The organism is Streptomyces sp. TRM68367, from assembly GCF_014495685.1.
GTDB lineage: Bacteria > Actinomycetota > Actinomycetes > Streptomycetales > Streptomycetaceae > Streptomyces.
Genome location: NZ_JACTVI010000153.1, coordinates 1 through 13112 on the forward strand (window position 1 = coordinate 1; position 13112 = coordinate 13112).

The window sequence follows — 13112 nt, forward strand, 5'->3', positions numbered from 1 at the left end:
AGCACAACCTCGACAGCACGCGGACCCCGATGCGACATGAAAACAGCCTACAGACTTACGACTGCAATTTCAGGCGCAGGACACTAGGCAGGCGCGTCTTATGTTGCGTCGACCTGAGCTGACGGATGCGCAGTGGCAGAGGAGCGAGCCGCTACTGCCCGCCAACGGCCTGCCCGGCAGGCAGTAGGCCGATCACCGAGCTGCAGATCGAGAGCCGACACCACCGACCTCAAGGTCTGGTCAGTAGGTGAAGCTCTGCTGGATCCCGCCCACGGCCGAGTTCGTGATCTTCGGCTTGGCAGAACCGGCGGGGAGAACGCTGAGGCAGACCGTGTACTTGGCTCCCTGGACCAGATTGATGCCCACCTCCGCCTGCTTCCACTGCTGCTTGGACGAGTTCGCAGGGTAGGCGCCCATACCGCCGTATGCGAGGGCCTGACTGGCCGGGTAGGCCGCTGTGCCGCTTGCATCCTTCAGCCAGAGATAGACGTCCACCAATTCCGCTCCCTGTGTGGCGTGCCATTCCCCGACCATGTAGATGCCTGAGCCGTCGCGCCGCCAACAGGGCCGGATCTGCACGTTGGGCATGTCCGGCAGCGTGAACCACGCTCGGCAGTTCCTGGGATCCGCCGGGTTTGGCGGGGCAGCTGACGCGGTGGCGGAGCTCGGCGTGTCGGAAATCGGGTCCTCCGGCGGCGTGGAGGGCTCCGCAGCGGCGCTTGCCTTGGGCGTAGGGGGCTGAGTCTTTGCGGAAGGGGAGGCCGACGATGAGCGGGGGGCGGGGGGCCCTGCGGGGTGAGGGGACTTGTCCCCGCCCGCGGTGGAGGCGGATGACGTGGATCTCAGCCATAGCCATGTGCCCCCACTGGCCATCGCGACCAGCAGGACGACGGCGATGGAGGCGAGCCAGAACAGTGCGGGCCTGCCCCTGGCCGGGCGGCCCGCCACGGTGGGGGCGGGGTGAGTCACCGGCGCGTGGTAGTGGTGCTCGTGGAAATTCTGGTTCCCGCCGGCTTGATAGGCCCGCCCGGTGTCCGAGGGCGAGGAGTTGAAGGACCCCGACGGCCCCGGCCCCTCAGGGGCTGACGGTCTCTCGGTCATCGCTCGTGGAAGTTCTGGTCCCGACCGGCCTGGTAGACGCGGGCGTTTCCGGTCGGGTTGGCATGGAAGACGACGGGTGCAGCCTGTGCCGACGCAGGCAGTGCGGGGATCAGTTCCTCGTCGACGATGCGGCGTACCTCTTGGGCGAACTCCGGTTGCGTGATGAGCAGCCGACGGAACTTACCGCGCCACTCAGCGATTCCCTCGTCGAATCCCGGCGTACCGGAATCGGTCTGCTCGCCTGTGCCAAGCAGCAGTTCCCGGGTTTCCAGCAGCTCGGCCTCGACGGTTTCCACCCGGTCGGGACAAGCGCGTCCCCACAGGGTGGCGACCGCTGTCTTGGCCCTCTCCCATGCGTCAGTGGTGAGCAGCGTCACCACAGTCGTGCCGGCCGTCGAGGCGAGCGCCATCAGCTCCGCGTCCACGCACAGTCCCTTCTCTCTTCCCGTCGTAGACGCGACATCATAAGCCGTAACTCCGGTTCATGAGCGCCGAGTTGACCCTCGAAGGGAGGATGGGCGTAGTCCCGATTGACGCGCCCTGGGCCGGTTCAGCGATGGACGCCCAGTCGGACGTCCAATGGGCCGCCCGCGAGCAACGGGGCCGCGTCTGCAGTCGTCCGCCTGTATTCGACAAGCCCCAGTACCGCCGCCGCAGCGCGGTTGAGCGGGTGCGTCAGCAAGTGGGAGCAGTTCCGCGCGGTGGCCAGCCGGTACGGCAAACGCGACTACATGTTCAACGGTGCCCTGACCGTTACAGAGATCGTCATCTGGCTCCACGGCACCGTCGAAGAGCCATCAGAAGCGCTCTCGTCGCCCTACCGCTTGGCGCGCACCGACACGGTCAGCCCCGCCGCCCAGATCTCCTGGACGAACGCCGTGAGGTCTTCGAGGTCAGCCTCCCCCGGCTTGAAGGACCGGGTCGGGGGGAGCTCCGGGGGCGGCGGCTTGGGCGTCGCGCTCCTCTTCCGGCCGCGCGGCTTCAGCCCCTCCCGCTCGCCGGCGCGGATCCGCTCGACCGCCTCCGGAATCACGGCACGGCCGCGGGCCTCGGCGTCGGCCAGGATCGTGTCCAGCAGCCACAGTGGCGAGCCAGAGACCATGGCGTCCTCGGCGGCCAGGCTGTTCCGGGTGCGCCACTGGTAGATGTCCCCGTACTTCTTACCGAAGATCCAGGGGATCTCCTTCAGCCCGATGACCGGTGGTAGGTCGTCCACGTCATCGACAACCACCCACCTCCGTCGCTCCGCCTTGAACTCCTTCAGGCGCTGCGGGTCGACCTCGCGTACCCCGCTCTCGGTCATGCCCAGCACCGTCGGGAGGAACCAGCACGGGTTACCTGAGACGACGAAGTCCGGCTCCGGCAGCACCTCACGGGTGCGCCACAGTTGGGAGGTCTGGCGCTCGACCCCGTAGAGGTACGAGATCTCCCCGTGCCCGAGCAGGTACGGGAACCGCTTTGCCACCATGGCCGACACCTCGAAGGCTCATCACCGGAATACAGACAACTTGACACATCAAGCCTAGTTGATGACCCGACGCGCACCGGAACCGGTCTGCCCGCCCGGCGCACCGAGCAGATTGTGCAGACTGGTCGCAGTGGGACGGCAGGTGAAACTGACCCTGTCCTCCAGGCGTGAAGCGGAAGAGAAGAAGGGGGGAAGCGATCGGTGACCGCGCCCACTGCCGAGCGAATGATCGACCGTCTGAGGAAGGTCGGCCTTGACCTTCCGGAAGGCACCCAACTGGTCAGGACCTTCGCCCGGGACTGGCAGCGCGAGCAAGGCGCCTGGGCGTGGAAGGCCGTAGGCCCTGGCGACATACCGCTGGGTATCGGCTCTCCATTCCCGATGTATCACCTTCTCCGCAGAAGGGCTCGATATGCGGATACGGCGGCTGCCGGAACGGCCCCCGCCCGAGCCGGTCGTAGCCCACGAACCCGTAACCCAGCCGCCGCGCCTGCGGTGCCTCCGTGAACACCGTCGCCGTCACTCGGCCCCCGCTGACGGTGACCTTCACTTCCCACGACGCGCGGTACGCGCCCGTGATCACGTTCGGGCCCGGGCGGCCTGAGGCGTTCTTCTGGATCCGGGTCCGCAGGAGCATCGCGTGGTGCCGAGTGATCGCCCGCGTACGGGCCCGCACAGCCGGCCCCATTCCCGCGAGGGAGGCGGCCAGAGCGATCGGGTCACGGAAGGCGGTCGGCGTCCGGATGGGCGTTGGGGTGCGGGTTCACCGGTGGTGTCACCGGCGGAGCCTAAGCAATGGGCCTCGGGAACAGGTCCCGGAATGGCCTTCCGCGCGTGACCGCAGCTGCGACGTTGCCGCTCCGTGTGCCGGACCGGGACCGGTCCCGAGGCGTGGGGACTAGGTTGCGCACCTGGGGCGATGGGCAATGGCGGATGGAGGCGTGATTGTGGCGAAGCACGACGCCGAGGCGTTTCACTTCCCTGAGCACTACGATCCCCTGCCCGAGCTGACTGACGAGGTCGACCGGCTGTGGCACGAGGGCCGGTACGAGTCGGCGCTCGATGTGATCCTGCGGTTCCTGCGGGCTGAGGGCAGGTCCGCGGAGGCGTTCCACTGGGCCCTGATGCTGCTGGGCACTGGGCAGCGCCGTACCCCCGATCCGCGCGTGGTAGAGCCGGTCACCCCGCAGCAGTACGGGAATCCCTACTTCGCGCCCATTGCGACCGAGTGCGCCCGCTGCGAGAGGTTGAGGTTCTGGTACTCCGGCCATGCCCTCGTCGAGCATGCGGGCATCAGTGTGGTCAACCCGGTCGGGTTGCAGTGCCAGGTCTGCCGCTACTCCCTGTGCCGCGACTGCCTCGACTTGCGGGACCGGCGCTGCCCGGATGAGGGTTGCCACGGCGAACTGGGTGCGCCGGTGCTGCCGACCGGGTGCCCGCGCGGGAAGCCCGCCAACACGTGCACGGAGAAGCTCGAACACGTGCTGATCCTCTGGCGGGACACGCCGACCAGCCAAGAGGAGGCCGAAGAACTGCTCGATCTGGCCTGCACCTGGCAGGAGCGCGGCGGAATCACCGTCAGATCCCAGGCGAACCAGGCGGACAAGCGGGACGGGGAACAAGCGGAGCGCCAAATGGGCCTGGTCCTGGTCGGCCTCTACGAGCGGCACGGGATGATCAGTGAGGGAGGACTGCTCCAGCGCACCCGCGTCGTGCCGATCGAGTCGCCCGGCCGTGGACAGCGGCTGGTGTTCGTCACCGCTGCCCCGGCGACAGGCGCCGCGTCCCAACTCTCCGGTCCAGTCAACTACTTACTGTTCGACGAGCCGGACACGGACGACGAGGGCACGCGAGGACCCAAGCGCCGCTGGTTTCGCCGCGGCAGGTGAGTTGCTCGCGCCGATCGCCCAGCGAGCCCCGCGACGGGACAGGCCATCTCCCCCTCCACGCCAGACCCCTGGGCCACCCACAGGGAGGGATCCGAAAACGGATCAACGACTGACGCGCGCCGCCCGCCGAAGCCGGGCGCTGCGGACGCGCTGCAGCCCCGCGGGACCGAAGTCCCGGAGTTCCAGCAGCGCGGCATCGCTGACGAGGCGGAGTTCCGCGATCGATGTCACGCCAGCCCGGCTGAGGTTGTTGGAGAGCCGGTGGCCGAACTTGTCGTGGCCTATGGCGTTCCGCAGAGCCATGGTCGTGGTGCCCTCGAACCGGGGCGCAGTCCCGACATGGCACCGTGGGCATGTAGAGGAGCCCCGCATCATCGACGTCATCGGGGCCGTGCTCGATCAGGCCGGCTGCCTCCCAGGCGCTGGCAGCCTTCACGACGTGCACTTCTGGGGCCAGGGCAGAGTCGCCAGAAGGGCAAACCGCCACTGCCGTCTGATCACCGGGAACGACGCCGACAACATGCACCTCGCCTCTGAAGACGTCCCGCAAGCGCCGGCCCCTCGGGCGCCTTGCTGTCACGGATCGCGACGCTGGCATACGCCGTCCCGGTGAGGTCGGCAGCCTCGACGCAGTTGTTCCCGGCGCCGTCGGAGTACGACGACTTGAACCAGCGCGCGCCCGCGTCGGTGAGTTCGGGTGCTCGATTCCGGCTACGACGCTTCCGACTACGGCGATTCCGGTCTCCGCCTGTACCGAGTGCGAAGGCGACATCTCGATGACCGGCCCCCGCATAGGGATGTCGTCGCCGGTCGACGTCGCGTTCGTCCGGGAGGCGTCACGCGTCGAGCAGGCCCGGCGCATCGGTACCGCGCTGCGCAACGTGTGCCGTATGCCCGGGGTCCGGGTCGACGCAGCCCGGCTGGTGATCTCGGAGCTGGCCGGCAATGCAGTCGTCCATGGACAAGGCACGACTGTCGGTTTCCGCATAAGACGGCTGGTCGACGGACAGGTGCGACTCGAGATCAACGACCACTCTCCGTCCGCGACACCCGAGCCGCAGACGGCCGCGCCGGACGCGGAGGGCGGACGGGGTCTATGGCTGGTGGACGCACTCGTCGCCGAACTCAACGGAACGTGGGGGTTCAGCGCCGACGGGACAGTCGCTTGGTGCGTCTTCCCGGTCCTCGGGCCATGAACCGGCGGACCAGAGTTCCGAGGCACCGAGGACGTCGGCGTCCGAGGACGCGCCTGGCACTCCTGCTCTGGGGACTGCGTCACCCGTACCGACTGCTGCGGCGCTACGGCGTCCAGCGGTGTCGGCCCAACCGTGTGCAGGATTCACTGCCTCTACGAGTGATGCGGTGCCGGAAACCGGCTGGGCCCACCCGGAGTCGGAAAGACCCACATCGCCGTTGCCCTCACGGTTGCGGCCTACCGGGCCAGTTGCTCGATCTACGTAAGAGCGGCCGCACGTTCGAGTTCGCTCCTCGTCCGGGCGCCCGCGACCGCGCTTCGTCCCTCCGCCGAAGGGCTCAGCCGACCTGCTCGAAGACCATCGACCACCAGCTGTCCGGCTGCACGAACGCGTACCGGTCGCGGGTCCGGAGGTACTCCACGAGCTTGTCCGTGTACGGGCCGCGGTCCTGCGGCGCTGCGTGCTCCAGATGTTTGGTCCGCAGCGCGAAGCGGTACAGGAACTCGACGAGGTCGGCGAGGGTCCGGTTCACGATCTCGGCCTGCGGCTGGTCGCCGAAGGACATGAGGATCACGTAGCCGCGCTCCATGTCGAGGCAGTACCGCATCGCGGGGTCGTCGGTGGGCCCGCCCAGCACGAGGATCCGGGTCTCCGCGCCGCCCGCGGCCACCGGCACTACGGTGAAGGGATCGGGTCCCTCGTCGGCGGTGTCGAGGGTGAACAGGACGTCGACGAACACGGGTACACCGACGTCGCACAGCACCTCGGCGTCGGCCTCGGACAGTCCGCGCTCCTCGGCGACGGCACGGTCCAGCGTGACCACGCGGTCTGCGCCGAACAGCTCCGTCATCTCGTCATGGGTGGCCATGCGTCCTCTACTTCCCCTTCGTCGTACCCACGTCCCGCCGTGCCGGCGGTTCAGCCGGCGAGACCGGCCCGTCGCAGCAGCTTCAGCCAGTCGTCGTACTCCACCAGCCCGTCGTCGATCCCAGCAAGCCGCGCGTACTCCGGAGAGGCCAGCCGCTCCAGGAAGAAGGTCTCCAGCGTGGGCGCGAGCTGCTCGAAGCGCTCCGCGTCGACCCAGTCGCCGCCTGCTTCCGGGGCGCCGAGGACGCCGCCGCCCGCGCGGTCGAGGAAGACCGGTGCTTCGTCGATCATCCCGATGCAGAACAGCTTCTCCGGGGAGAGCGGCAGCGGGGAGTCGACCACCGGCCCGCAGTAGAACTGGTGCTCCTCGGCCTCTTCCAGGCCGAAGAGCTGCACGGACGGCCCGCAGCTCGCGCCGTCCAGCACACGGCAGAAGTCCAGGAACTCCCGCGGCACCCCGTCGGCCTCCCCGTCGGCCGCGGTCTCCTCGTCGATCGTCCTGCCGAGCGTGAACCGGAGCAGGTCCGTGCTCTCCGCCAGCGCCGTCCGCAGGGCGTCCACCGTTGCGATCAGACGGGACGACCCCGGGCTCGCGCTAGTCATCTGGCCACCACTTGATGTCGATATTGATCGGATTGCCGTCCGGAAGATCCTTGATCTGCGGGCGAATCTGCTGCGTGCCGATATCGAAGTTCGTCGTCCGGTCGAGCATCCGCAGGTTACGCCACGCGTCCGGACCACCGGTCTGGAGCTCGTTGACGTGGTCAGGTTGCATTTTACGGGCGGCCACCGCGGCCTCTTCGGCGAACTCGGGGTCGTCCTTGTGGTTCCTGCGGATCAGCGCTTCCAACGCGCCCTTGTACTGCTTGGTGATCTCCTTGTCGCGGTAGTCCTCGGTCTTGCCCTTGAACTTGAAGAGGTTCCCCTCCTCGCCGAGCCGTTGAAGGGCCCTCGCCTTCCGTTCGAAGGCTGGCTTGGGCATGCCGGGCTTCCACTGCAGGGTGACGGTGTGCGGGTCCTTCGTCGTGTCCGGGCGGTCCTTGCCGATTCCGCCGCCGTCGCGGACTGTGTCCTGGTTACGGGAGCGGTTGACGATGCTGTCCAGCATGGTCGCCAGCGCCTTGTCGTTGCGCTCGTGGTTCTCGCCCATGACCCGCACGCCCTTGGACACGTCCTGCAGGTGCCTGTGCAGCTGGTCCTCAGCCTTCTCTATGGCCTGGAGGATCCTTTCTGCTCCGCCCTCGACGGCCGCCGCCATGGAACCCCGGCCCCGCGTCCGGTCCAGCCCGGCACGGCTGCGGCGCAGTTGGGGACGGGCACCGGACTCGTGCTCGTCGGCCTGGGAGGTGATCCGGTCGGCCAGCCGGTCGTGCAGGTCCTTGTCGATGCGCACGGTGTCGCTCACGCGCCGCCTCCCCGCCCGGTGAGCGACCCGCCGGCGGCGTCCAGACCGTCGGAGAAGCCTTCGCCACCCGCGCGCAGGGTCTTCCCGGGGCTGTAACCGTCCTGCAGGCCGACGGCGTTGGCGCCGACCTGGATGACGAGGTCGGCGGCCATGTTGCCGAGTGCGGAGTAGACCGGCCCGGTGACTACGGCCATGAGTTCCTCGACGAGGAGATGCTCCGCCTCCTTCAGCAGCCGCCGGACGATGACACGCGTGGCCTGGGTGGCGCCGAGGGCGCCGACCTCGGAGAGCCCGAGCGTGAACGGCGCGGCGGCCTGGGCGGTGATGATCTCCGCGGCGAGGATGCCCAGTTGGACGATGGCCGCAACCTTGGCGCCGGCCACCGCGACGGCCGCGCCGTCCAGAGCCATCGCACCGAGTTCGGCCGCCTCGGCGAGGCGTTCCAGATGGATGCCGCTGACTTTGCCCCAGTGCTGCTCGAAGGCCGCGGTCGCCAGGCCCTCGTTGCCCTCCAGGAACTCGCGGACGAAACGTTCCGTCGCGTCCTTGCCGTCTCGCATCTGGGAGGCGAAGGAGCGCAGGCCGTCGGCCATGTCGCGGTAGTCGTCCTCGTCGACATTGGGCCACTCGACGCCGATGAGGTCCAGCACCCAGGCCGCCTCGTCGGGCAGCACGACTCCCATCCGCGTTCCCCTTCCGCCTCGGCAGAACAAATTCGGTCACTCTTGCGACGGTCGGACTCTACTGCGAAGGGGGATTGCTGACGGGATGGGGATGAGCAAATCCCGCCAGTGGGGCGGGAGATGGGCGGCCTCGACTTGAGGGCCGGGCTCAGCGGTGGCGGAAGCGGTCCTCCGGCCGGGGTCCACCCAGACCGTAGTAACGCCCGGGCCCGGCAAGGTGCTTGGGGACCGAGCGGGTCTTCTCGACGTGCCGTTGCGCGTCCTGTTCGGAGCGCTCCCGCTCGTCCTCGGCGCGACGTTCTTGCTGCCAGTCGTCGAAGCGCCCGCCGGCCTCGGCGACGGAACGCTTCTCCCCGGCGCGGCGGACCTCAGCGGCGCCGGAGAACAAGGCGGCCATGTACTCCGGGTCGGTGAACGCCTGCTCCGCCGTCAGGTCACCGCGCAGGACCGCGGTGGCCATCTCCCGCAGCTTCGGGTCGGGGTCGGTGCTCAGGCTTCGCAACGTGCGGTGCAGGCTGCGGGCCCGGTCTTCGTCCTTCGCGACGTCCAGCAACTCCGCCTGGTCCACCTCGCGTCCGTCCGGCACGCGAACCTCCCCCTTCCCTTCCTCGACGCCAGTCGCACCATTGTCCAACAGCCATGCAGGGGATGGGAGTCGGGACATGCGGCCAGCGGCTGGCATCCGGCCAGCCAGACCTGGTGACCGAATTGACTCCTCCGTGAGCCTGGCGACTCGTCAGTAAAGTGACTGCCCGATGAAGGCCGCCAACAGCGCGTCCGCACGGGGATATCGGAGAGCCAGTGGACAACCCTTTCGCCCCACCTCGTTCCGGCAACGAGCACCAGCCTGCCTGGTCCGAGCTCGACGAGTACCTGTGGCACTCGTGCGACATCGTCGCCGACCTGATCGAGAGGCGGATCGATCAGCGTCCGCTGGTCGCCACCACCGCCCGGCTCGAACCCGGTGACCGTGCACTGGCCGTCGGCCCTGCTCAGCGTCTGACCTGGAGGGCTGTCGGCAATGGCAGCTACACGCACCAGAACGTGGTTGCCTTCGGTAGCCCCGCCTTCGTGATCGGCAGCATGGTCGGCTCGACAATCGGTAACTCCGCCCGACGCCGTGCCGCAACCAACGACGCCCAACCCCGCTGGATACCTGATGGATCCGGCGAAATTACCGTCACCACGCGTAAGGTCTACTTCAGCCACCCGCAGTGCCCGCTCGACCTAGCCTGGGGCGGCCTCGACACCATCGACCTCGTCGCACCGGACGTCTTCCAAACCAGTTTTCAGAACATCAACAATGGCCGGTACACCGCGGTCCAGCTCCACACCCCCTGGGCATCGCTGCTGTTCGTCCTGGCCGCGATCGCAGCGTTCCCCGCCCACCCACGGTTGCTGGGACGAGGCTGGCTTCCGCCGGACTTCGAAAGCCGATGCACCCAGATCGGCAGACCATGCCGCCCGGCAGCCCGTCTCCTGTTGGAACACGGGCGCTGACAGCCCCGACTCTCCAGTCCGTAAGGGCTCTATCAGCGCATAATGTGCGGCATTTTCAGCCTTGTTGGGTTTTCGGCGTGAAAGCGATCTCCAACAGTCAAATCAACGGCGGCCTGCGAGACGGCCGTCGGACGGACGCGACGGTCCAGGTACCGAAGCGTCCAAGAAGAGATCGGTGAGCGCCCATACACAGGAGTCGAGGAGGTCGGGCGACTTCTCCTCCTGCTCGGAGGCACCCACGTAGGTCGTCATCTGCTCCTCCAGCGTCGCAAAGGTCCGGGGCGGGCCCGCATGGCTGACACGGGACTGCTCGTAGAGCATCGCGACCGGCGCGGCGCGGGCGCGCTTGTTGCGGGTGGCGTGGACGATGCGCCACTGGACGGTGGGGTCGAGCTCGGTGAGGAGGGCGGGGAGGTAGTCGCCGCCGTTGTTGGCCTCGATGACCACGCAGTCCGCCTGGTGCTCGTGGTACAGGGCCGCGGCACGGCGCATCGCGGCCGTGGGGGTGTAGCGGTCCTGTTCGGCGTGGAGGACGTAGCCGCGGGGGCGGCGGTCGCCGTACATCTGCTCCAGCGGGTAGGAGCGGCCGGCGACCGTGAACGCGGTGAAGTCGGCGGTGTCCGTGGTGGTGACGGCCGGGTCGACGGCGACCACCAGGCGCTCCAGGGGCGGGACGGTGAGGCGGGGGAGGCGGAAGCCCTCGACCTCGAACATCCACTGCTTCCACAGCGCACCCTCTACGTCTTCGAGGAGGACGCCGTCCAACTCCTGTCGGCCCAGGCGCGTACCGCCGTACTCGGAGTCGAGCTCGGCGAGGGCTGCTGGGGAGAGGTTGGCGCGGTTGTCCTCGGTGCGGCCTGTGGTCAGGACGACGGGTGACTTCGGCAGACGGCCGCGTTCGACCAGGCGCTTGACGTGCGGGAGTGGCTTGGGAGTTGTGGAGATGACGACCTGCGGGGACGGTGCCTCGCGCAGGCAGAACCAGAGCATGTCGTAGACGGACTGCGCGGTGTGGCGGTTCCAGGCCGCGTACTCGTCGAGCCAGCCCTTGTCGAAGGCGAAGCCTCGGAGGTTGTCCGGCGCTTCGGCGCCGAAGCCGTAGATCGCCGAGCCGTTCTTCAGGCGGAGGGTCGTCAGGCCGTTGCCGGGGCTGTAGCGGCGGACGTCCTCGGGCGGGATGACCGCGAGCAGGCCGGACTTCGGTGACTCGAAGCAGATCTCCTTCACCAGGGTCGCGTTCTTCGCGACCACGGCGATCATCGTGCCGGGGGTGGCGGCCCACGCCCGTACGGCCTCGGCGGCGGACTTCGTCTTTCCCCAACCGCGGCCCGTCAGCATCATCCACGCCGTCCAAGCGCCCTCGGGCAGGCGCTGGGTGGCGCGGGCGTGATGGTGGAGCCAGCCCTCGTGGGGGAGTCCGTCGCAGTCGGGGTGGTCGCAGGCCCAGCGGCGGGCGGACCGGGCGTCGGCCTCGATCAGTGCCGCGACTTCGGCCTGCAGTTCCACGTCCGACATGGCCGCCGGGTTCGGCAGCGCGGGCGGTTGTCCGCTCACGCCGAGCTCTCGTTCAACGTGCCGATGCGGGCTTCGCTGACGGAGCTGATCCGGCGGCGGGTACTGATCACGAGCCTGCACGCTCCGAGCACCGAGACCGATGCCCTCGGGTATCTGGTGGGCCAACTCGACGCGATCGACGCCGGACGCCTCGCCCCGGTCGCGGAGACCGTACGCGAACTCCACGCGGTCCGGGCCAGCCTGGAGAAGTGCGCCACGCGCGGCGGCCGGGACAGCGTCGCGGCGCGGATGCGAGACCTCGTTCCTGGCCTGCGTCGCCACCCTGTCGCGCTCGACCTCCGCCTGGACGCGCAAATCGTTCTGCCGGAGGCTGTCGCGCGAGAGATCGAGCGCGCCGCTCTCGTCCTGACCCGCTTGAGCATCCGCCCGTACGGGACCGTTCCCTGGAGCGAGTACCACCAGCGGTTCTACGAGCGGTACGGCATCGGCACGATGGTGCCGCTCGTGGAGGCCGTGGCGGACAGCGGCACCGGCTATCCCGACGGCTACCCAGGCGCTCCGGCCGGCGCACGCAGGCCCCGTGTCTCCGCTCGGGATGACGCCCTTGTACGGCTGGCTCAGGACGCCGCGCTCGACGGCCGTGACGAAGTGATCCTCACGGACGAACAGATTGAGGCCCTGGACGTGGGTCCCGACGAGCCCCGGCTACCGCCGCACTTGGAGATCGGGGTGCGGGTGCACGCGGCCAGCCTGGAGGAGTTGCAGCGCGGGCGGTTCCGGCTTGAGGTCATGAGCGTGTCCCGTGGTGTCGGCGTCTCCACGGGCCGGTTCCTCAGCGCGCTGGCCCCCGCGGACCGGGAGGCCCTAGTCACAGAGCTTGCCGACCTTCCGGCCACAGACGGCAACACCATGCCCGCGCAGCTCTCCTTCCCGCCCCTGCTCCCCGAGAGCGCCCACGTCACCCGCTCCCCACAGGTTCTACCCACCGTGATCAGCCTTCAGGAGCACCGCGCCCCGCAGGACACCATCCTCACCCCGGAGGACTTGGCTGTGGGGTGCGACGGCCGGCGCATGTACCTCGCCGTCCCCGAGCGAGGACACCGCGTGGAGGCCGTCGGGATGCACGCGCTGAACCTCCGCACCCACACCCCACCACTGGTGCGGTTCCTCACCGAACTGTCCCGCGCCCAGTGCGCGCAGGTCACCGTCTTCGACTGGGGCGCCGCAACGGCGATGCCGTTCCTTCCACGTCTGCGGTACGGCCGGACCGTGCTGGCCCCGGCACGCTGGCGGCTGGAAGCGTCCGAACTGCCCGGCCATGCCCGCCCTCGGGCCGAGTGGGAGGCCGCGCTCAGCGACTGGCGTGCCCGGCGGAGGCGGCCGCGCCGCGTCTACCTCATAGATACGGCAGCTGTAGATAGCCGCTGCTGAGCTTTCTGATCACGGTGTGGTGTCGGCGTACGCGTGCCAACGGCAGTGGCAGAGGCG

At 68.7% G+C, this 13112-nt stretch carries 15 protein-coding genes and 3 pseudogenes; 6 read left to right on the forward strand and 12 right to left on the reverse strand.

The genetic code is table 11. The annotated features are described in order from the left end of the window. Positions 1–240 precede the first annotated feature (240 nt). Entirely contained in the window at positions 241–588 is a 348-nt protein-coding gene (locus H8R17_RS42320; protein ID WP_187828512.1) for a hypothetical protein, read from the reverse strand. A gap of 247 nt (positions 589–835) precedes the next feature. Between H8R17_RS42320 and H8R17_RS48170 the strand changes: the two genes are divergently transcribed. Further along, positions 836–964 carry a hypothetical protein gene (locus tag H8R17_RS48170; protein WP_262505954.1) on the forward strand — a complete coding sequence of 43 codons (129 nt, stop codon included), beginning with the start codon at positions 836–838 and terminating at the stop codon, positions 962–964. 133 nt (positions 965–1097) lie between these two features. On the opposite strand, the gene H8R17_RS42325 is transcribed toward H8R17_RS48170, so the two are convergent. The 3 genes from H8R17_RS42325 to H8R17_RS49625 all read right to left on the reverse strand — a co-directional run bounded on the left by H8R17_RS42325 (position 1098) and on the right by H8R17_RS49625 (position 3314). Next, complete coding sequence (locus tag H8R17_RS42325) at positions 1098–1526, reverse strand: hypothetical protein (protein ID WP_187828513.1); 429 nt, start codon at positions 1524–1526, stop codon at positions 1098–1100. A 392-nt stretch (positions 1527–1918) separates the two neighbouring features. Further along, positions 1919–2569 carry a hypothetical protein gene (locus tag H8R17_RS42330; RefSeq protein ID WP_187828514.1) on the reverse strand — a complete coding sequence of 217 codons (651 nt, stop codon included), beginning with the start codon at positions 2567–2569 and terminating at the stop codon, positions 1919–1921. Between the two features lie 280 nt (positions 2570–2849). Beyond that, positions 2850–3314, reverse strand: coding sequence for an HK97 gp10 family phage protein (locus tag H8R17_RS49625; protein WP_399478021.1), 465 nt, complete (start codon positions 3312–3314; stop codon positions 2850–2852). A gap of 202 nt (positions 3315–3516) precedes the next feature. Between H8R17_RS49625 and H8R17_RS42340 the strand changes: the two genes are divergently transcribed. Then, the gene (locus tag H8R17_RS42340; protein ID WP_187828516.1) at positions 3517–4458 is read left to right on the forward strand and encodes a hypothetical protein; all 942 of its coding nucleotides are present in this window, start codon (positions 3517–3519) and stop codon (positions 4456–4458) included. A gap of 102 nt (positions 4459–4560) precedes the next feature. On the opposite strand, the gene H8R17_RS42345 is transcribed toward H8R17_RS42340, so the two are convergent. Together H8R17_RS42345 and H8R17_RS42350 are read right to left on the reverse strand one after the other, a co-directional pair. Beyond that, positions 4561–4761, reverse strand: a complete 201-nt coding sequence (locus H8R17_RS42345; RefSeq protein WP_187828517.1) for a hypothetical protein — start codon at positions 4759–4761, stop codon at positions 4561–4563. Positions 4762–4955: 194 nt separating this feature from the next. Continuing rightward, a pseudogene (locus H8R17_RS42350) lies at positions 4956–5147 on the reverse strand (DUF397 domain-containing protein); the annotation flags it as partial. Positions 5148–5234: 87 nt separating this feature from the next. On the opposite strand from H8R17_RS42350, the gene H8R17_RS42355 reads away from it, so the two are divergent. Beyond that, on the forward strand, positions 5235–5654 hold the full coding sequence (locus tag H8R17_RS42355; RefSeq protein ID WP_187828518.1) for an ATP-binding protein: 420 nt from the start codon (positions 5235–5237) through the stop codon (positions 5652–5654). A 180-nt stretch (positions 5655–5834) separates the two neighbouring features. Continuing rightward, a pseudogene (locus tag H8R17_RS49630) lies at positions 5835–5981 on the forward strand (ATP-binding protein); the annotation flags it as partial. Between the two features lie 10 nt (positions 5982–5991). On the opposite strand, the gene H8R17_RS42365 reads toward H8R17_RS49630, so the two are convergent. The 5 genes from H8R17_RS42365 to H8R17_RS42385 all read right to left on the reverse strand — a co-directional run bounded on the left by H8R17_RS42365 (position 5992) and on the right by H8R17_RS42385 (position 9195). Further along, the gene (locus tag H8R17_RS42365) at positions 5992–6522 is read right to left on the reverse strand and encodes an SUKH-4 family immunity protein (protein WP_187828519.1); all 531 of its coding nucleotides are present in this window, start codon (positions 6520–6522) and stop codon (positions 5992–5994) included. A gap of 50 nt (positions 6523–6572) precedes the next feature. After that, positions 6573–7124: a hypothetical protein gene (locus H8R17_RS42370; RefSeq protein WP_223126104.1), complete on the reverse strand. Its 552-nt coding sequence runs from the start codon at positions 7122–7124 to the stop codon at positions 6573–6575. Continuing rightward, positions 7117–7926 (reverse strand): hypothetical protein, encoded by an 810-nt coding sequence (locus H8R17_RS42375; protein ID WP_187828520.1) that lies wholly within the window; start codon positions 7924–7926, stop codon positions 7117–7119. The genes H8R17_RS42370 and H8R17_RS42375 overlap by 8 nt, the downstream gene beginning before the upstream one ends. Then, positions 7923–8609: a hypothetical protein gene (locus H8R17_RS42380; protein WP_187828521.1), complete on the reverse strand. Its 687-nt coding sequence runs from the start codon at positions 8607–8609 to the stop codon at positions 7923–7925. Before H8R17_RS42380 ends, H8R17_RS42375 begins: the two co-directional genes overlap by 4 nt. Before the next feature lie 148 nt (positions 8610–8757). Further along, positions 8758–9195 (reverse strand): hypothetical protein, encoded by a 438-nt coding sequence (locus H8R17_RS42385; protein WP_316959708.1) that lies wholly within the window; start codon positions 9193–9195, stop codon positions 8758–8760. Positions 9196–9410: 215 nt separating this feature from the next. Between H8R17_RS42385 and H8R17_RS46035 the strand changes: the two genes are divergently transcribed. Further along, the gene (locus tag H8R17_RS46035) at positions 9411–10109 is read left to right on the forward strand and encodes a hypothetical protein (RefSeq protein WP_223126105.1); all 699 of its coding nucleotides are present in this window, start codon (positions 9411–9413) and stop codon (positions 10107–10109) included. Positions 10110–10211: 102 nt separating this feature from the next. On the opposite strand, the gene H8R17_RS42395 is transcribed toward H8R17_RS46035, so the two are convergent. Further along, positions 10212–11663 carry a terminase large subunit domain-containing protein gene (locus H8R17_RS42395; RefSeq protein ID WP_187828522.1) on the reverse strand — a complete coding sequence of 484 codons (1452 nt, stop codon included), beginning with the start codon at positions 11661–11663 and terminating at the stop codon, positions 10212–10214. Between the two features lie 24 nt (positions 11664–11687). Between H8R17_RS42395 and H8R17_RS42400 the strand changes: the two are divergent. After that, positions 11688–13028, forward strand: a pseudogene (locus H8R17_RS42400) (lantibiotic dehydratase family protein); the annotation flags it as partial. Positions 13029–13112: the final 84 nt, after the last annotated feature.